Genomic DNA, 18,869 nt, shown 5'->3' with positions numbered 1-18,869 from the left:
CATGACCACCATCCGTTTCGAGAATGTCTGGAAGGAATATGACGAGCGGGTCGTGCTCGAACAGGTGAACCTGTCGCTGGCCGACCACGAATTCCTCGTCATCATCGGCCCCTCCGGCGTCGGCAAGACCACGCTGCTGCGCATGCTGCTCTCGCAGGAGCAGCCGACGCGCGGGCGAATCCTCCTCGATGGCGAGCCGATCGCCACCGAGCCCACCGCCGATCGCGGGGTGGTGTTCCAGCGCTATTCCGTCTTTCCGCACCGCACCGTGCTCGGCAATGTGATGATGGGCCCGCAATGGGCCGGCGCGCCTTTTCTCGGCCGCTTCTTCGGGGCCCGCCGCAGGGCGCTGGAAGAGCGCGCCATGGCGCTGCTCACCCGCGTCGGCCTCGGCGAGCACGCGCATAAATACCCCGCCCAGCTCTCGGGCGGCATGCAGCAGCGCCTCGCTCTGGCGCAGGCGCTGATCATGAAGCCGAAGGTGCTGCTGCTCGACGAGCCCTTCGGCGCGCTCGACCCCGGCACGCGCCGCTCCATGCACGAGCTGGTGGGCGAATTGTGGGAAGAGAACCGCATGACCATCGTCATGGTCACGCACGACCTGCCCGAGGCCTTCCTGCTCGGCACCCGCGTCATCGCCGTCGACAAGCGGCGCAACGACCCGCAGGCGCCCGAGCGCTTCGGCGCCACCATCGTCTCCGACTTTGAAGCCAAGTGCCGCAGCGTGCGCGAATCCAGGGCCTTCGAGGCGGAGCGCGAAAGGGTCCGCCTCGCCCTCCTCGCCGGCCCATCCCCCGCCGTGGACGCCCCAGCCGTCCCGGCATTCGAGACCGCTTTAGTGAAGGACTGACAGCAATGGCCGACAAGCGCTTCCATCTCGCCTGGTTCATGAACTTCACGCCCGACGAATGGCGCGAACCCTTCGGCCAGGGCGGCAACCCGTGGGACGGCCAGTTCTATATCGAAATGGCCCAGGCCATGGAGCGCGCCTGCTTCGATCTCATCATGATCGAGGACAAGCTGATGGTGCCCGAAACCTTCGGCGGCTCGCGCGACCTCTCGCTCAAGCACGCCATGATGGTGCCGAAGGCCGATCCCGCCCCGCTGGCGGTGGCCATGGGCATGGCGACCAAGCATCTCGGCGTGGTGGCGACGCTCTCGACCATGGCTTATCCGCCCTTCATGCTGGCGCGGCTGTGCTCGACCATCGACAGCCTCACCAAGGGCCGCTTCGGCTGGAACGTCGTCACCTCGGCCGAGGACCTGATGGCGAAGAATTTCGGCATGGACAAGCTGCCTCCGCGCGAGGACCGCTACGCCATGGCCGAGGAATACATGGAAGTCTGCGACAAGCTGTTCAACAGCTGGGAGCCGGACGCCGTGGTGCTCGACCGTGCCAACGGCATCTATGCCGACGGCTCCAAGGTCCACACCATCGACCACAAGGGCACCTATTACCAGGTGCGCGGCCCGCTCAACACCGTGCCCTCGCCGCAGCGCCGCCCGGTCTATCTGCAGGCCGGCGCCTCCCCGCGCGGGCGCGATTTCGCCGCCCGCTACGCCGACGCTATCGTCTCGGTGGCCAATGGCGTCGACGGCATGAAGGCGTTCCGCGCCGACATCCGCGCCCGCGCCGCCGCCATCGGCCGCGACCCGGACGAGATCAAGGTGTTCTTCTGCATCACGCCGAGCTTGGGCGAGACTGAAGAGGAAGCCCGCGCCCGCTTCGACCGGGTCACCTTGTCCGACAACTTTGCCAATGACGTGCTGATCTCCATCTCGGCCATCACCGAGATCGACTTCGCCCAGTTCGACCTCGACCAGCCCCTGCCGGAAAAGCTCGTCACCAACGGCGAATCCGGCACGCTCGACAAGTTCCAGCAATGGGGCTCGGGCAAGACGCTGCGCCAGCTGGCGGCCGATGGCGGCGGCGGCCTCGTCTCCTCGCTGGAGCTGATCGGCACGCCGGCACAGGTGGCGCAGAAGATGGGAGAGGCGATGGAGGAGGTCGGCGGCGACGGCTTCCTCATCACCACGCCGGTGTTGCGCGTGTCCCGCCGCTACATCACCGAGATCTGCGACGGGCTGGTGCCGGAACTGCAGCGGCGCGGCCTCACCCGCACCGAATACAAGCACCAGCTGCTGCGCGACAATCTGCGTGAATTCTGACCCGCGACCCGACATCGCGACCCGGGGGCGCGGCCGCGCCGCGCCCTGCACCAGCGCCGGCAAGGCTCCGGCAGAAGGAGATGGGCATGCCCCCCCCGTGCTCGCCGCTCGACGGCGCTCCCGACACCACCCCTCCCGCGGTCACGCGGGAGGGCTTTCGCAACGCCATGGCGCGGCTGGGCGCGGCGGTGAATATCGTCACGACCGACGGGCCGGGCGGGCGCCACGGCTTCACCGCCTCGGCCGTGTGCTCGGTCACCGACAGCCCGCCGACGCTTCTGGTCTGCCTCAACAAGGGCTCCTCGGCGGCCGGCCCGGTCCATGCCAATGGCGTCGTCTGCATCAACACGCTGGCGGCGGGGCACGAGCCGCTGTCCAACCTGTTCGGCGGCCGCACCCCGCCGGAGGAGCGCTTCGCCAGCGGCGCCTGGCGCGTGGCCGCCACCGGTGCGCCGATGCTGGTCGGCGCGGTGGTCGCCTTCGATTGCCGCATCGTCCGCACTGTCGAGGTCGGCACCCATAATGTGCTGTTCTGCGAGGTGGTCGGCGTCGCCGAGGGCGGCTCGCATGAGAGCCTGATCTATTACAGCCGACGCTACCACACGCTGTCCGGCCCGACCGACGACTGAACGGGCATCAACAGCCGGTGATCCGCGGCGGTTTCCGCGCGCGCTGGAAAGCGAGCGGACAGGTGCGCGCGTAGATAACGGCGAGGCGTGCAGCCCGCACGCCCGTCGAGGAGACGCCCCATGCGCACCACCAAGCTCATCGCCGCTGCCCTGCTCGCCAGCACCTTCGCCCTGCCGGCGGCGGCGCAGACGCAGCCGCAGAACCCCAATGCGAAGCCCTCCGCCTTTCCCTGGCTGCGTACCTACGCGACGCCGGAGCGCGCGGCCAACCGCGCCGCGCTGAATGGCGACGCCGCCATTCGCTGGCAGGAAACGATCAACGCCTATGCGCATCGCTGACGCCGCCACGGCCGGCGGCACGCGCGTCGATCAGCTGCCGCGATAGGTGGAATAGCTCCACGGCGTCACCACCAGCGGCACATGATAGTGCCCCTCCGGCTCGGCGATGCCGAAACGGATCGGCACCGTGTCGAGGAAGGCCGTTCCCGGCAGATCGAGGCCTCGCGCCCTGAAATAGGCGCCGATATGGAACACCAGCTCATAGCGCCCCGCCCGCAGCGGCGCGCCTGAGATCAGCGGCGCGTCGGTGCGCCCGTCTTCATTCGTCACCGCCTCGGCCAGCAGTGCCCGCGCGGTGGCGCCCACCTCGAACAGCTCCACCCGCACGCCCTGCGCCGGTCCGCCCTTGTGGGTGTCGAGCACATGGGTGGAAAGTCGCCCGTGCACCTTCGGCGGACCCGGCCCCTCCACCCGCTCCACCAGCCGCAGCGCGGTGATATGGCCGATCTCGACCAGCGCGGTGGCGAGTTCCGCCTCCCGCCCCTGCAGCAGCCGCGCCTCGAAGACGTCGAGCAGCGCGTCGCGGGTCTGCCGCCGTACGCAGATGACGAAGGGAAAGCCGAAGCGGGCGCGATAGGCGGCGTTCAGCCGCTCGAAGCGCGCGAATTCCGCGTCCGACAGCCGGTCGAGCCCCAGCCCCGCCTGTTCCGACACCGAGGCGGCGGCGATGTCGCCCGCCCGCGCCGCCTTGCCGGCGAGGTCGGGATGCGCCGCAACGAAGGCGACGCGCTCCGCCTCCGGCCGCGCCCACACTGCCGCCATCAGCCCGTTATGCAGCGCTGAGACCGTATCGAACGGCGCATGGGCGAAGGCGGCCTGCGCCACCCATGGCGCATGCTCGAACACGCCGTCCAGCGCGGCGACGAAGCCGTCGCGGTCAAGGGTGTTGAGCGTGTCGAGGGAGACGGGGTGGGGCACGGTCACTCCTCGCTCGGGATCGCAGGCCGGAACGGATCGTCCTCGCGGTCACGGTCATAGACGCAGCGCCCGGCGACATAGGTCGCGCGCACCGCGCGGTCGTCGCCCAGCGTCATCAGCATGAACAGCACCTCCTCGATCGAGGCGCAATAGCCGGCGCGGAACGCCATGAACGGCGTCGCCCTCGGGTCGAGCACGCAGAGATCGGCCTCCATCCCCGGCGCCAGCTGGCCGATCTTACCGTCCAGCCCCAGCGCCCGCGCCCCGCCCAGCGTGGCGAGATAGAAGCCCTGCACCGCGTCGAGCTTGTGGCCGACCATCGCCGCGACCTTGTAGGCCTCGTTCAGCGTCTGCAGTTGCGAGAGCGAGGTGCCGCCGCCCACATCGGTGCCGAGCCCCACCATCACCGGCCGGCGCGGATCGACCGCTTCGAACAGGCGAAACAGGCCGCTGCCCAGAAACAGGTTCGAGGTCGGGCAATGCGCCAGCGCCGCCCCCGCCTGGTGGCAGGTGCAGAAATCGCCCTCATGCAGGTGGATGCCATGGCCGAACATGGAGCGCGGCCCCACCAGCCCGGCATGGGCATAGACGTCGAGATAGGAAGCGCGAGCGGGGAAGAGCTCGCGCACCCACTCGATCTCGGCCGGATTTTCGCACAGATGCGTCTGCAGGAAGAGCCCGTCGCGGGTCTTCAGCAGCGCGCCGGCGGCGTCGAGCTGGGCCTCGGTCGAGGTCGGCGCGAAGCGCGGCGTGACGCAGTAGAGCGCCCGCCCGCGCCCATGCCAGCGCTCGATCAAGGCGAGGCTTTCATCATAGCCGCGCTGGGCGGTGTCGAGCAGGCCCGCAGGCGCGTGCCGGTCCATCAGCACCTTGCCGGCGATCATCCGCGCGTCGAACCGCGCCGCCTCGTGGAAGAAAGCCTCCACCGACTGCGAGTGGACGGTGCAATAGACCATCGCCGTGGTGGTGCCGGCGCGCAGCAATTCGCGCAGGAACAGATGCGCCACCCGGCGGGCATGGCCGGCATCAGCGAAGCTCATCTCGGCGGGGAAGGTGTAGGTCTCCAGCCATTCCAGCAATTGCGTGCCATAGGCGCCGATCACCTGCATCTGCGGGTAATGCACATGCGCGTCGATGAAACCGGGCACGATCAGATGGTCGGGATAGTGCGTGACCTCGCTGCCGGCGGGCAGCGCGTCCTTCAGTTCGGCATGCGGCCCGAAGGCGGTGATGATCCCTTCCTCGATCACGACAAGCGCGTCGTCGTGATAGGCGAGGCAGCCGCGCGAGGGCTGCTCGAACGGGTTGCCGGTCAGCGTCGCCGCCGGCCCGCGCAGCACCCGCGATTGAAGGCTCCCACTCATGACGCCACCTCTTCCGCCGCCTGGGCGGGCAGCAGCGCGTAGAGTTCATCCGCCACGAAGGGCGTGGCGCGCAACCGCACGCCGGTGGCGTCGAAGATCGCGTTGGCCAGCGCCGCCGCCACCGGGTTGAACGGGCTCTCGCTCATCGACTTCGCCCCCATCGGCCCGATCGCATCAAACGTATCGGCAAAAAACACCTCCGTGCGCGGCACATCGGCGAAGGCGGGAATGTGGTAGCCGCGAAAGCTGGCATTGGTCACCGCGCCCTCGTCATCCATCATCAGCCGCTCATAGAGCGCCGCCCCGATCGCTTGGGCGACGCCGCCCTCCACCTGTCCCCGGCACTGCATCGGGTTCACCACCGTGCCGGCGTCGGCGGCGTGGACGGAGCGCAGGATGCGGATCTCCCCGGTGCGGGCATGCACCGCGACCTCGAAGCCCTGCACGTTGAAGGCAACCGAGCGCGGCGTGCCGGAGGCATCGCCCACCGCTTCCAGCGGGGCGAGAGCGGCGAGCGCGATCCGCTTCTCCCCCGCCGCCACCGCCTCGCCCTCGATCCGGCACTGCCCGGGCGCCACGCCCATCCGGGCGGCCGCGGCGGCGCGGATCTTGTCCGCCAGCGCCCGCGCCGCCGCCTGCGTGGCCGCGCCCGCCACCACCGTGCCGGTCGAGCCATAGGCGCCGGTATCGTGCGCGACATGGGCGGTGTCGGACTGGCGCACGACTATCTGCCCCGGCCGGGCGCCCAGCACTGTCGCGGCAATCTGCACATGCACCGTCGTCGTGCCATTGCCGAATTCCGCCGTGCCGGTGCGCAGCTCGTAAGTCCCTTCCGGGGTCAGCGCCAGCCGCGTCTGCGCCACATGCCCGCGCGGGGGAATGGTGTCGATCATCGCCGCCGCGAGGCCGCGCCCGACATGCCAGTCGGCGGATAGCCGCGCCGGCGAGGGCTTGGCCAGTTCCGCCTCCACCCGGTCGAGGCACTGGTCGAGCCCGTAGCTGCCCATTTCCACGTCGTGGTGCGGCGCCGAGGACGACACCATCGCATCGCCCGGCCGCACCATGTTCAGCCGCCGCAGCGCCACCGGGTCGATCCCCAGCCGGTGCGCCAGCTCGTCCATCGCCGATTCCACCGCGAAAATGGTCTGGCTCAGCCCATAGCCGCGAAAGGCGCCGCTCGGCAGGGAATTTGTATAAACCGACCAGCCCTCCACCTTCTTGTTCGGGCAGCGATAAAGCGCGACGCTCTCGCCCGAGCCATGAAACAGTACGCCGGTGGCATGGTTGCCATAGGCGCCGGTGTTCAGCAGCATCCGCATGGAAATGGCGGTCAGCCGCCCGTCCCGCGTCGCGCCGAGCTTCACCGTCACCTTCATCGGGTGGCGGCTGGTGGAGGCGGCAAACTGCTCGGCGCGGGTATATTCCAGCTTCACCGGCCGCCCGGTCTTCAGCACGGCCAATGCCACGATATCTTCGGTGAGCATTTCCTGCTTGCCGCCGAAGCCGCCGCCGACCCGCGCGGCGAAGACGCGCACGCCCTCACGCGGCAGGTCGTAGAGAGCGGCCAGCGCGTCGCGGGTGAGGAAGGGCGTCTGGGTGGAACTGCGGATCACCAGCCGCCCCTCGGCATCGCGCCACCCGATGCAGCCATGCGTCTCCAGATGCGCGTGCTGCACCCGCTGGCTCTCATAGGTCGCCTCGTGGATCACATCGGCGGCGTCGAAACCGGTCGCGATATCCCCGACCTCGCCGGCCTGCGCCGCGACGATATTGCGGGAGGGGTCGGCGATACGGCTGTCCGGCCCCTTCTCGCCATGCACCAGCGGCGCACCGGGTGCCATCGCCTCCTCCGGGTCGAACACCGCCGGCAGCAGCTCGTAGTCGATCCGGATCGCCGCGCAGCCGGCCTCCGCCACGGCCTCGCTCACCGCCACGACCGCCGCCACGCGCTGGCCGATATGGCGCACCACCGCGTCGAGCACGCGGGTGTCGTCGACATCGTCGGTGGCGTGGTGGTGACGCGCGGTCGAGAAAAGCCGGGAAGGCGCATCCTCATGGGTGAGCACCGCCACCACGCCCGGCAGGGCAAGCGCCGCCGCCGTGTCGATGGCGCGTATGCGGGCATGGGGATGGGGCGCGCGCAGCAAATTCATGTGCAGCAGCTCCGCGAGTTCGCCCTCCGGCGCCACATCCATGGTGTAGCGCGCCGCGCCGGTCACGATGGCCGGCCCGGCCGGCGCGGCGAGGTTGCGGCCGACGCGGCCTTGCCGCGCATCGGGCTCCACCGTCGCAATCCCGCCCACCGCATCGGCGATGGCGGCATAGCCGGTGCAGCGGCAGAGATTTCCCTTCAGCGCGGCCGGCAGGTCCGCGCGCTGGCCCTGGTCGAGCGCGGCTGACGTCATCACCATGCCGGCGGTGCAGAAGCCGCACTGGAAGCCCTGCGCCGCAAGGAACGCCTCCTGCATCGGGTGCAGGCCGTCACCTTCGGCCGTGTCCGCCAGCCCCTCGATGGTGGTGACGGCCCGCCCCTCGGCGCGGAAGGCGGGGGTGACGCAGCTATGCACCGGCCGCCCATCGAGATGAACGGTGCAGGCGCCGCAATCGCCGGCATCGCAGCCCTTCTTCACCCCAAACCAGCCCAGTTCGCGCAGCAGGGTGCGCAGGCACTGGCCCGGCCGGGCCTCGGTCTCGACGGCACGGCCATTGACGGTCAGCCTCACGCGCGCCCCTCGCCCGGTTCACTCAGTTCGTCGCGGATTTCCTGCGCGAGAAGATGCGTCATGTGGCGGCGCCAGTCGGGCCGCCCGTGCATGTCGTCGTAATAGAGGGCGTCGGGAATGGCTGCCGCCAGCTGCGCGGCGAGTTCGCCAGATATCGGCATAGCGGGGAAAACGAGTTGCACCGGCCGCCTTGTGGAGGCCGTCACCGTGAGCGCGAAGTCGCCCTCCTCGCCCCGCGTGCCGATCAGCAGCACGCCCGAGCGGCCGAGCGGGGTGAGCGAGGCGCGGCGGAAGGCGGCGCGGCGGCGCAGCGCCTCGGCCGGCAGATGAACCGCCCGCAGCACCTCGCCGAGCGCCAGCGCCACCTCGCGCGGCCCGCGCACGAAATCGGCGATCCGCACCCGCCGCTCGGTCCCCTCCGGCGCCCACAGCACGCCCTCGCCCTCGAGCGCGGCCGCGAGCGAGATCATCGGCCCCGCCGGCAGGGCGAGGCAGATATTGCCACCCACCGTCGCCATGTTCCAGATCTTGAACGAGGCGAGGAAGGCACGGCAGCATTCGCGGATGAGGAAGGCCGCCCGCCACTCCGACGGCGCCTCGAGGCCGTTCAGCTCGGCGATCGTGCAGGTGGCGGAAAGGGTGAGCCCATCCGCCCCGGTGCGCAGCGGCTCCCAGCCGAAGCCGGCGAGGTCGATCAGCCGGCGGATGGCGGGCTGCGGCTCGGAGAACAGCCAGGTGCCGCCGCCGAGAACGGCGTCGCCCTCGCACGCGATCGGCAGCTCCGCCCGCCCGCATGGGCGCAGCACGTCCGTGACCGCGTTGAGGTCCATGAGCCGATCCCTGTCGCCGATCCCTGTCGCCGTTCCCCGCCGCCCGCTCAGCCGCGCCCCACGGTGCAGACGATCTGGCCGTGGGGCTCGTCGGTCGGGGTGAACACCTGCCCGTCAAAGGCGCGGCCGAAGGGCGAGAGGTCGATGGGCAGGTAGTGCTTGTTCGGGCAGGCCATGGAAATCTCAGCCACCTCCGGCACCGCGGCCAGCACCGCCTCGCCCATCTGGTACAGCGTCGCCTGCACGCCGGGGCTGTAGGTGGTGGCGAACACCTTGAGCGCCGCCGCCAGCACCGCCGCATTGGCGGCTTCATAGCTCGCCGGCACCCCACTCCACAGCCACTGCGCCTCCATGGCGGTGGCGAACAGCCGGTCGGCGGTCGGCTTCAGCGTCGTCGCCTCGTCGAACCAGTAATCCTCCCAGCCCGACTGGGTGGTCTTGAGGAAGGTGAATCGGTCGACCCCGGAGGCGAGGCGGGTGCCCTCGCGGGTCGCGGCGAGCGTCACGGTGGCCTTGCCATTGCCGTCGAGCACGAAGGCATGGTCGTGCGGGGCGCCTTCGACCTCGATCCGCCGCCATTTCGTCTCGGATGCCGAAATGTCGACGCCGGTGACATGGGGGTAGCGGTCGAGGAAATACTGCGCCAGCGCGCCCGCGAACACCTCATTCTCCGCCCCGACATGGTCGCGGGCGACGATGTTGACGATGTTCTTGATCGAATCGGTGGCGATCACCTGCCGGTTGTCGCCCTGCGTATAGGCCGCCGTGAAATCGCCGGTCAGCATCGCCTGCACGGAAAGCTCGCGCACCTCGTGGCGGGCGCCGTCGCGCCCGACCCGCATGATGCGCACGCGGCCCTTGCCATAGCTGTTGGAAATGAGCGGCATGGGCACGGTCCCCCAGGGTGCGGATGGGTCAGCGGATCGGTCGGCTAACGGTCGCGCATGCGAAACCGATGCCAGTCTGGCACCGCCGCGCCCCGTGCGAAAGCCACCTGGACCAATGGGACCGAAACGCCGCAGCTTCCGGCAGCACTATGTGGAGCGCCATCGCCGAGGCGGTCGCCACGAAGGGCCTGCCCACCACATGGGCCGGCTGCGACAGCGGGCTGTTGGGCACCGAGAACAGCAGCACGCCGGTGATGCCGATGGCGATCGTCGCGCCGCGGCCGGCGAACAGGGCGGCCGGCAGCGTGTGCGGAAGCGGATGGCGGTGGAGACAATGACGCTTATCTATGTACCATTCAGCCTATTGTTTACCCAACAGCACAGACGACATCCGGCCCTGTTCGGCGCGAAAGCGGGTGGCGCCGGCCGGACGACCGGGCCAACATGCGCCCCCCCTGCGCTCCAGCCGAGTTCGCCATGACGACCTCTTCTTCCCCGCCCGCTGACGGCGCGTCAAAGCCCCTCGCGCGTCCCTTCCGCCTCGACGGCCGTCTCGCCCTCGTCACCGGGGCGGGGCGCGGGCTCGGCTTCGAAATGGCGAAGGCGCTTTCCGCCGCCGGCGCCCATGTGGTGATCAATGGTCGGCACGCCGGGCGCCTGCAGGCGGCGGCCGCCGCCCTCACCAACGCCACCGGCCGTCCCGTCGCCATCGCGCCCTTCGACGTTGCCGACCCGGCCGCCGGGCGCGCGGCGATCGCTTCCATCGTCGCGGAACATGGCCGGCTCGACATCTTGGTCAACAATGTCGGCGCCCGCGACCGTCGGCCGCTGAAGGATTTCGTGCCGGGCAAGGTGGAAGCCCTTCTTGCCGCCGATCTCGTCGGGCCGATGCTGCTGGCGCGCGAGGCGGCCGAACACATGGCGGCGCACCGGCATGGCCGGCTGATCACCGTCACCTCGATCGCCGCCCACATCGCCAACCGCCACGACCCGGTCTACACCGCTGCCAAGGCGGGGCTCGGCGGGCTGATGCGGGCGCTGGCGGTCGACTATGCCCGGGCAGGGATCACCAGCAACGCGATCGCCCCCGGCATGTTCGCCACCGAAACCAATGCCGGCCTGGTCGCCGACGCCGCCTTTTCCGCCTTCGTCGATATCCGCGTGCCCCTCGGCCGCTGGGGCCATCCACCGGAAATCGGCGCCGCCGCCGTGTTCCTGGCGTCCGACGAGGCCTCCTTCGTCAATGGCCATGTCCTCGTCGTCGATGGCGGCCAGTCGGTCAGGATGTAACCGACGGCCCCAACAACTTTCACGCCGGACGATTCCTCTCCCACGTAAAACGCTCTAGATACCCGCGCAGGATCTGGGCAGGCGGAGAGGAACCGATGAGCTTCAGCAATGAACTGCGGCAGGAGAACGCGCAGGACTGGCAGGCCTGCGTCGATCACCGTTTTGTCCGGGAGATCTTCGCCGGCGAGGTGTCGCCTGATGTGATGCGCCGCTATCTGGCGCAGGACTACCAGTTCATCGACGGCTTTGTCGCCCTTCTCGGCATGGCGATCGCCACCGCCGACCGTTTCGAGTCACGCATTCGCTTCGCCCAGTTCGCGGCGATGATCACCAGCGACGAGAACACCTATTTCCAGCGCGCCTTCGTCGCGCTTGGCGTGCCGGAAGCCGAGCGCGCCCATCCCGTGCTGACGGCGCCGACCGCCGGCTTCCAGGCCCTGATGAAGGACGCTGCCGCCAGCCGGGACTACGCCAGTTGCCTGGCGGTTCTCACCGTGGCCGAATGGCTTTACTTGAGCTGGGCCGATCGCCCGGGTGAAGAGCTTCCGCCCGACTTCGTGCATGCGGAATGGATCACCCTGCACAATAATGACGGGTTCCGAAGCTTCGTCACCTGGTTGCGCGGCGAATTGGATCGCATCGGTGCGGCTAGCGCCCCTGCCGCCCGCGCCGATGCCGCCGCCTTCTTCCGCCGCGCGGTGACGCTGGAGCGGGCTTTCTTCGATCACATCTACGAGTGATTCGATTAAGCCCCGGCGCGACGCGGGACGTCCAGGGATTGTACTTTGAGGCAAGGCTCATCAAGAACTTGTGCGCACGGGTCTGACTATCGTTTATTTCCCACAGCCTTTCCTAGCGCGCGACAGTGGCCGAGTGCCAATACATGGCCGCCTCAGGGGCGGTGCGAAATGCCGCGATTGGGCGAAGGAAAAAACCTTTGCCGCCGCAGGACTTCATTCGACTTAACCCAAGGGCGCCGCTACAACTCACCGTGCCGCAGGAAGCCTCCAAAGATGGAGGTACGCGCACGGTAGTTTTTAGTTCGAGGCATAGAAACTGCCACAACCCTGCCGCTTTGCTTGTCGATTGCTTATTGACGTTTCTACGGTTGATGTTAAATCGATGTCAGATTCAATGGAGAAAATAAATGTCTGAGCAGGAAAGCGTGTCGGCCGACTATCTTGGCCTCACCGCGGATGTCGTTGCGGCTTTTGTCGGCAACAACTCGGTGCCCGCCGCCGAACTTCCGGATCTGATCGCCAAGGTGCATGGCGCCCTGCTTCGTCTCTCCACTCCCGCTCCGGCCGTTGTCGAAGAGGTTTTGAAGCCTGCGGTCCCGGTGAAGAAGTCGGTGACGCCGGAATTTATCATCTGCCTGGAAGACGGCCTCAAGTTCAAGTCGCTGAAGCGTCATCTGCGCACGAAGTACAACATGACGCCCGAGGAATACCGCGCCAAGTGGGGCCTGCCGAACGATTATCCGATGGTCGCCCCCAGCTATGCTGAAGCGCGCTCCAACCTCGCGAAGAAGATGGGCCTCGGCCAGCAGCGCAAGAAGCCGGTGCCCGCTCCCGTCGCCAAGCCGCGTGGCCGCGCCAAGAAGGTCGCCTGAGCCTCTGGCTGGTCCGACGCTTTCATTATGAAGAGGCCGCGCCGGCGATGTCGGTGCGGCCTTTTTCGTTTTCACTGGCCCGCCTTTCGTCCCGCGCGCCCGCTAAGCTCAGCTCTGGCCGGCGGCGGCTGGCTGGCGGGTGCCCGCAAGCCAGCGCTCGACAAAGGCCTCCAGCCAGAGCCGGATGCGGGCATCATGCTGCAGCCGGTCGGTGAAATGCGCCCGGCGCGGGCGGGCGCCCGGCAGATCCAGCCTCTCCCCGCCCCGCACCGTCCAGCGGCACATCATGTGATGCGTCACCTCCGGGTGGAACTGGATGCCATAGGCGCTGGCGCCGTAGCGGAAGGCCTGGTTGGGAAAGGTCGGCCCCTCGGCGAGCAGTTCCGCTCCCGCGGCGAGGTCGAAGCCTTCACGATGCCAGTGATAGACATGATCCGGCCAGTGCGCCGGTCCAGCGGGCGCTAGCGCGGCCGCGTCTTGCAACATCTGCGTTCCGGCATCGGTGGCGCGGATCGGGTAGTAGCCGATCTCGACCAGTCCTTCCGGGTGCGGTGCGACGCGCGCGCCGAGATGGCGCGCCAGCATCTGCGCGCCGAGGCAGATGCCGAGATAAGGCTTGCCCTCGCGCAGCGGCACGCCGATCCAGTCGATCTCGGCCCGCACATAGTCATGGCAGTCATTGGCGCTTTGCGGGCCGCCGAACACCACCGCCCCGGCATGGTCGGCGAGGGTGGGCGGCAAGGCTTCTCCGAGGCAGGGCCGCCTGATGTCGAGCCGGTGCCCCCGCTCGGCCAGCAGCCGCCCGACGCGGCCCGGGGAGGAGTGCTCCTGGTGGAGGACGATGAGAACGGGAAGCGGGGTTTCTGCGACAGCCATGATCTCGGTGCGGCACGAGCCGGTTTGGACGCTGGGCCCCCACCCAAGCAAGGATGACGCCACGATTCGCCCCGCACCTCAACCCCGCACTCGGACGGGCGGGTGATCAGCCCTCGAAGGCGTCGCGCACGCGCTTGCGAATATCGACCCGGTCGCGGGAGGTGATGTTGAGCAATTCGGCCGCGCGCCAGACCAGATTGTCCTCGAATTCGGTCAACCCGCCATCGGCATAGGCGACCTCGAACATCATCTCCACCACCCGGCGGCGGCCCTCTTCGTCCATGGCGCGGTTGAGCACGCTGGTGAAGGCGTAGAGGTCGACCGCCTCGGCGTCGCGGGCAATGGCGGCTTCGAGCAGCTTTTCCGCGTCGTCTTCGGACAGGGTGAAGCGCGCGGCGAGGAGGCGGCGCAGCTTGTCCATCTCGTCGGCGCCGATCACGCCGTCGATCGTCACCACATGCACCAGCAGCGCGGCGGCCGCCAGCCGGTAGTCGTTCTCGGCAAAGGCGGAGGTCTCTCGACCGCCCCCGGCAATCTCGGCGATGAAATCGGTCAGCGAGCGCAGCATGCCGGACGGCTCCTCCTGCGGCGGGTCGATCGGTTCAGCAATGGGATGGGGTCCGGCAGCGGACCTGAACCGTGGGTAACGCAATCCCTGCGGGGGCGCAACGGCCGGTCGGCCGCGCACGACCGAAGGCGCGGCGTCGGTGCAGCCGGGCCACACTTCGCTCGCCACCAAGCAAAAAACCCCGGCGGGGTCGAGGAACCCGCCGGGTCGAGTGTGCCTGTGGGGCGTGTCCGCGCGGGGCGCGGGCGCGGCCCTATTCGAGATAGTCGGCGTAGCGCGAGACGTGATCGGCGAGACCCAGCGCGTGGTTGCGCACCAGCACCTCCGCCGCATCGGTATCGCGCGCTTCCAGCGCCTGGATGATGGCGAGGTGATCCTGGATCGAGCGATCGGCCCGGTTCTCCTCGCCGATGGTCTTGCGACGGATCATCCGCATATGGGTGAACAGGTTTTCCGCCAGATTGACCAATATGCCGTTGCCGCCCATGGCGATGATCGTCTGGTGAAACTGGATGTTCACCTCCGAATATTCGTCGAGCTTGGCGTGGGGGCCGCCGGCCTCGTCGAAGGAGGCGAACATCTCCCGCAGCCGGCCGATCTCCTCGTCGCTGGCGTGGACGGTGATCAGCCGCGCCGCGAGGCTTTCCAGCGCCGCCCAGACCTGGATCATCTCGATCACTTCGCGCCGGGTCTTGCGCACCACATAGATGCCGCGCCGGGGCACCGAATGCACGAAACCCTCGCGCTCGAGCTGGGCCATCGCCTCACGTACCGGGGTGCGGCTGACCCCGAGGCTCTGGGCGAGCTGGCGTTCGTCGAGGCGCACCTCGTTCGACTGGTCGTAGATGTTGAGCGAGACAATCACCTCCTTCAGCGCGGTATAGGCGCGGTTCTTGAAGGTGGAGGTGTCTTCCAGCGGCGCCACGGAGAGCTTGGCCGCTCCTCCATTGACCCGGCGAATAGTGCTTTCGACGCTCATCATGATGCTTCCGTCCCGAGCCAGCTGCCGGGCACTGGCCCATGGCATCGGCGATGAAGCTCCGTATCGGCGTAGATCATTGGCGTTGCCTCCCGTCCCCCGAAACGCCGGTTCGCGCTTCCGTCCGCTGGCCACCTTCTGCTGCGTGGCTCGGGCGGCGGAGTGTCCCGCGACCGTTGATGGCCCGATTTCCCTCTCCGGGGGCGAGGGACTCGGCGGAAGAGCGATTGGCCCCGCCCTTCGCCTGGGCGCCCCGAGAAGGCTGACGTTGGGTCATCCGTCTCGCGGCAGAGCCCGCCGCACGCGAAACGCGCGGCGGGCCATTCGTGTGCCGGGCTCAGGCCGGCTGGGCGGAGCTGCCACGCAGCTTGCTGAAGCCCATGGCGATCAGCGGCCACAGGCCGGCGACCAGGCCGAGACCCATGATGGACGACACCAGCGGGTTCGACCAGAACACCGCGATGGAACCACCCGAGCCGAGCAGGGACTGGCGGAAGGCTTCCTCGGCGCTGTCGCCGAGAACGATGGCCAGCACCAGCGGCGCCAGCGGGTAGTTCGTCTTCTTCAGCAGGTAGCCGAGGACGCCGAACACCATCATCATCAGCACGTCGAACACGTTGTTGTTCACCGTGTAGGCACCGATGGCGCAGATCACCAGGATCACCGGGGCGATGATCGAGAACGGAATGCGCAGGATCGAGGCGAACAGCGGCACCGTGGTCAGCACCAGGATGAGGCCGACGATGTTGCCGAGATACATGGAGGCGATGAGGCCCCACACGAATTCAGCCTGCTCGACGAACAGCATCGGGCCGGGCTGCAGACCCCAGATCAGCAGGCCGCCAAGCAGAACCGCGGCGGTCGGCGAACCGGGAACGCCCAGCGCCAGCATCGGGAGCATGGCGGCGGTGCCGGCGGCGTGCGCGGCGGTCTCGGGGGCCACAACGCCCTCGATCTCGCCATTGCCGAAGTTCTTGCCGTTCTTCGACACGCGCTTGGCGATGCCATAGGCCATGAAGGAGGCCGGTGTGGCACCGGCGGGCGTGATGCCCATCCAGCAGCCGATGACGCAGGAGCGCAGCGACGTGGCCCAGAACTTGGGCAGCGTCTTCCAGGTCTTCCACACCACCTTCGGGTCGATCTTCGCCGCCTTGCCGCGGAACTCCAGACCTTCTTCCATGGTGAGCAGGATTTCACCGATGCCGAACAGGCCGATGACCGCGATCAGGAAGTCGAAGCCGTTCAGAAGCTCCGTGATGCCGAAGGTCAGGCGCAGCTGGCCCGTCACCATGTCGAGGCCGACCGCCGCAAGGGCAAAGCCGATCATCATCGACACGATGGTCTTGGCCGGCGCTTCCTTGCTCATGCCCACAAAGGACGCGAAGGCGAGGAAGTAGACCGCGAACTTCTCGGCTGGACCGAACTGCAGCGCGAACTGGGCGACCAGCGGTGCGATCAGCGTGATCATCACGATGGCGAAGAAGGCGCCGATAAAGGACGAGGTGAAGGCGGCGGTAAGTGCCTCGCCTGCCCGTCCCGAGCGGGCCATGGGATGGCCGTCGAAAGTGGTGGCCACCGACCAGGGTTCGCCCGGAATGTTGAACAGGACCGAGGTGATGGCGCCACCGAACAGCGCGCCCCAGTAGATGCAGGTCAGAAGGATGATCGCCGAGGTCGGCGACATCGAGAAGGTCAGCGGCAGCAGGATGGCGACGCCATTGGCGCCGCCGAGGCCCGGCAGCACGCCGATGATGACACCGAGCAGGATGCCGATGGCCATCAGCAAGATGTTGAACGGATCGGAAGCGATTCCGAACCCGTGGTAGAGATAGGTGAAATTCTCAGCAATCATATTCATGGGCGCTTATCCCCTTGGGAGGCCTTCTTTTCTGTGCCTGGTCAGAGTCCGAGCATCGCCTCGATCGGCCCCTTGGGGAGCGGAATCAGGAACCAGCGCTCGAGTGTGATGTAGAAGAAGGCCGGCACGCCGAAGGCGACAGCCAGGGAAAGCGGCCAGCGATATTTGCCCAGCCAGATCATGAAGACGAGGATGAGCGCGACCGAGGGAACATAGATGCCGAACTCAGGCACCAGCGCCACATAGATGCAGGCGGGAATGAGGACCTTCAGCACCTGACGGAGCTGGCTGTACTCGGCGAAGATCGCCTCGGGATCTTCACGCAGGCCCAACACCACATTGATGAGGCTGCACAAGCAGATGATGAGCCCCACATAGAAGGGAAAGAAACCGGCCTGCGGCCCATCCGAGCTCCACCCGTAGCCGACGAGGACGCTGCCGTAGATGACGATGAGGCCGAAAAGCATGGTCAGGAGCGCCGTGCCGACTTCAACGACGCGTTGCTTGGGCCCCGACCCGGCTCCGTGGTGAGACTGTTCCATCAGATGTCTCCGAAAATCCGCGCGAAAAACCGGGCCGGCGGGACAAGGACCCGTCGACGGCACGTTGGCGCCAGCCCGCTGGTTGTTTGTTGTGTGCTGTGTCTCAGCCCGGATGGCGGCCCGGCGGCATGCGTCTCCGCTTCCCGCCTGTACGCCGCGCGTGCCACGATCCGGCCGAGGATGGCATAGCCGGCCACAGGGTGGCCGGCTATGCTTAGACCTACCCCGTCAGGGGCGCATCAGTTACCGGCGATGAAGCCAGCTTCCTGCATCAGGCCCTTGTGGGTCGTCTCAGCCTGATCAAGCCAGGCCTTGAACTCGTCGCCAGCCATGAAGGTCTGGTTGAAGGCGCCATCCTTCATCAGCTGCTTCCACTCGGGGGTCTCGCGGACCTTCTTGAACAGCTCGACAAAGTAATCGACCTGCTCCTGGCTCACGCCCGGGGGCATGAACACGCCACGCAGCATCAGATATTCCACGTCAAGGCCGGCCGACTTGCAGGTCGGCACCGAGGACCACGACATGTCGCCCTGGATCTTGTCGGTGTAGGGGAGCGGCTTGGAGTCGAACACGCAGAGCGGACGCACCTTGTCGCCGCGCCACTGCGAGACGGCCTCGATCGGGTTGTTCACGCTCGAATTGATGTGCCCGCCGACCAGCTGCACCGCAACCTCGCCGCCGCCCTTGTAGGGGATGTATGTCAGCTTCTTGCCGAGCGCCTTCTGGATGGCGACGGTGATGATCTGGTCTTCCTGCTTGGAGCCGGTGCCACCCATCTTGAAGGTGTTGTCCGGCGCCGCCTTGATCGCGGCCTCATATTCCTGCGCGGTCTTGTAGGGCTCCTGGGCGTTCACCCAGAGCACAAACTCGTCCAGCGCCAGCATCGCGACCGGGGTCAAATCCTTCCAGTTGAAGGGAATGCCAGTGGCGAGCGGGGTGGTGAACAGGTTGGAGAGCGAGATGACAATCTTGTGCGGATTGCCCTTGTTGCTCTTCACGTCGAGGAAGCCCTCGCCGCCGGCGCCGCCGGACTTGTTGATGACGACCAGCTGGGTCGACATCAGGTCATGCTTGGCGATGATGCCCTGGAGCGTACGGGCCATCTGGTCGGCACCGCCGCCGGTACCGGCCGGAACGATGAATTCGACCGGCTTGGTGGGTTCCCAGGCGGCCGCGGCGGGCAGCATGGACAGGGCCGTCATGCCAAGAGCGGTCACGGCACCGAGGCCGAGAGCATGCAGATGTTTCATTTGGCGTTTCCTTCCCAAAGGGTTTAGCGAACGGC

General features: G+C 67.7%; 18 protein-coding genes. 7 read left to right on the top strand and 11 right to left on the bottom strand.

All coding sequences use genetic code 11. From position 1 onward, the window contains the following. Position 1: 1 nt before the first annotated feature. The 4 genes from BLO63_RS15790 to BLO63_RS15775 all read left to right on the top strand — a co-directional run bounded on the left by BLO63_RS15790 (position 2) and on the right by BLO63_RS15775 (position 3,137). A complete protein-coding gene (locus tag BLO63_RS15790; RefSeq protein ID WP_091442444.1) occupies positions 2-850 on the top strand; it encodes an ABC transporter ATP-binding protein in 849 nt (282 codons plus the stop codon). Positions 851-855: 5 nt separating this feature from the next. Further along, a complete protein-coding gene (locus BLO63_RS15785; protein WP_091442441.1) occupies positions 856-2,169 on the top strand; it encodes an NtaA/DmoA family FMN-dependent monooxygenase in 1,314 nt (437 codons plus the stop codon). Between the two features lie 167 nt (positions 2,170-2,336). Further along, positions 2,337-2,798: a flavin reductase gene (locus BLO63_RS15780; protein WP_244517912.1), complete on the top strand. Its 462-nt coding sequence runs from the start codon at positions 2,337-2,339 to the stop codon at positions 2,796-2,798. 120 nt (positions 2,799-2,918) lie between these two features. Further along, positions 2,919-3,137: a hypothetical protein gene (locus BLO63_RS15775; protein WP_091442437.1), complete on the top strand. Its 219-nt coding sequence runs from the start codon at positions 2,919-2,921 to the stop codon at positions 3,135-3,137. 30 nt (positions 3,138-3,167) lie between these two features. On the opposite strand, the gene uraD is transcribed toward BLO63_RS15775, so the two are convergent. The 5 genes from uraD to pucL are packed head-to-tail and all read right to left on the bottom strand — an operon-like array spanning position 3,168 to position 9,859. After that, on the bottom strand, positions 3,168-4,061 hold the full coding sequence (uraD, locus tag BLO63_RS15770; RefSeq protein ID WP_091442434.1) for a 2-oxo-4-hydroxy-4-carboxy-5-ureidoimidazoline decarboxylase: 894 nt from the start codon (positions 4,059-4,061) through the stop codon (positions 3,168-3,170). After that, positions 4,058-5,419 carry a guanine deaminase gene (guaD, locus tag BLO63_RS15765; protein WP_091442432.1) on the bottom strand — a complete coding sequence of 454 codons (1,362 nt, stop codon included), beginning with the start codon at positions 5,417-5,419 and terminating at the stop codon, positions 4,058-4,060. Before guaD ends, uraD begins: the two co-directional genes overlap by 4 nt. Next, positions 5,416-8,142, bottom strand: coding sequence for a molybdopterin-dependent oxidoreductase (locus BLO63_RS15760; RefSeq protein WP_091442429.1), 2,727 nt, complete (start codon positions 8,140-8,142; stop codon positions 5,416-5,418). Before BLO63_RS15760 ends, guaD begins: the two co-directional genes overlap by 4 nt. Next, complete coding sequence (locus BLO63_RS15755) at positions 8,139-8,972, bottom strand: FAD binding domain-containing protein (protein WP_091442426.1); 834 nt, start codon at positions 8,970-8,972, stop codon at positions 8,139-8,141. Before BLO63_RS15755 ends, BLO63_RS15760 begins: the two co-directional genes overlap by 4 nt. 47 nt (positions 8,973-9,019) lie before the next feature. Next, on the bottom strand, positions 9,020-9,859 hold the full coding sequence (pucL, locus tag BLO63_RS15750) for a factor-independent urate hydroxylase (RefSeq protein WP_091442424.1): 840 nt from the start codon (positions 9,857-9,859) through the stop codon (positions 9,020-9,022). A gap of 477 nt (positions 9,860-10,336) precedes the next feature. Between pucL and BLO63_RS15740 the strand changes: the two genes are divergently transcribed. From BLO63_RS15740 to BLO63_RS15730, 3 genes are all read left to right on the top strand, one after another. Further along, entirely contained in the window at positions 10,337-11,149 is an 813-nt protein-coding gene (locus BLO63_RS15740; protein WP_091442421.1) for an SDR family oxidoreductase, read from the top strand. Between the two features lie 95 nt (positions 11,150-11,244). Continuing rightward, positions 11,245-11,889, top strand: a complete 645-nt coding sequence (locus tag BLO63_RS15735) for a TenA family protein (protein WP_091442419.1) — start codon at positions 11,245-11,247, stop codon at positions 11,887-11,889. A 407-nt stretch (positions 11,890-12,296) separates the two neighbouring features. Next, on the top strand, positions 12,297-12,761 hold the full coding sequence (locus tag BLO63_RS15730; RefSeq protein ID WP_091442416.1) for a Ros/MucR family transcriptional regulator: 465 nt from the start codon (positions 12,297-12,299) through the stop codon (positions 12,759-12,761). A 108-nt stretch (positions 12,762-12,869) separates the two neighbouring features. On the opposite strand, the gene BLO63_RS15725 is transcribed toward BLO63_RS15730, so the two are convergent. The 6 genes from BLO63_RS15725 to BLO63_RS15700 form a co-directional block, all read right to left on the bottom strand. Continuing rightward, positions 12,870-13,637: a glutamine amidotransferase gene (locus tag BLO63_RS15725; RefSeq protein ID WP_091442413.1), complete on the bottom strand. Its 768-nt coding sequence runs from the start codon at positions 13,635-13,637 to the stop codon at positions 12,870-12,872. Positions 13,638-13,743: 106 nt separating this feature from the next. Then, positions 13,744-14,205: a tellurite resistance TerB family protein gene (locus BLO63_RS15720; protein ID WP_018388131.1), complete on the bottom strand. Its 462-nt coding sequence runs from the start codon at positions 14,203-14,205 to the stop codon at positions 13,744-13,746. A 253-nt stretch (positions 14,206-14,458) separates the two neighbouring features. Beyond that, positions 14,459-15,187, bottom strand: a complete 729-nt coding sequence (locus BLO63_RS15715) for a GntR family transcriptional regulator (protein WP_091442410.1) — start codon at positions 15,185-15,187, stop codon at positions 14,459-14,461. 334 nt (positions 15,188-15,521) lie between these two features. Then, positions 15,522-17,036, bottom strand: a complete 1,515-nt coding sequence (locus BLO63_RS15710) for a tripartite tricarboxylate transporter permease (RefSeq protein ID WP_091442700.1) — start codon at positions 17,034-17,036, stop codon at positions 15,522-15,524. 47 nt (positions 17,037-17,083) lie between these two features. After that, positions 17,084-17,584 (bottom strand): tripartite tricarboxylate transporter TctB family protein, encoded by a 501-nt coding sequence (locus BLO63_RS15705; protein ID WP_091442408.1) that lies wholly within the window; start codon positions 17,582-17,584, stop codon positions 17,084-17,086. A 239-nt stretch (positions 17,585-17,823) separates the two neighbouring features. After that, on the bottom strand, positions 17,824-18,834 hold the full coding sequence (locus BLO63_RS15700; RefSeq protein ID WP_091442406.1) for a Bug family tripartite tricarboxylate transporter substrate binding protein: 1,011 nt from the start codon (positions 18,832-18,834) through the stop codon (positions 17,824-17,826). Positions 18,835-18,869 lie beyond the last annotated feature (35 nt).

This window comes from Ancylobacter rudongensis (assembly GCF_900100155.1).
GTDB classification, from domain to species: Bacteria; Pseudomonadota; Alphaproteobacteria; order Rhizobiales; family Xanthobacteraceae; genus Ancylobacter; species Ancylobacter rudongensis.
The sequence above is the reverse complement of the archived record's forward strand: the minus strand, read 5'-3'. Positions and strand labels throughout refer to the sequence as shown.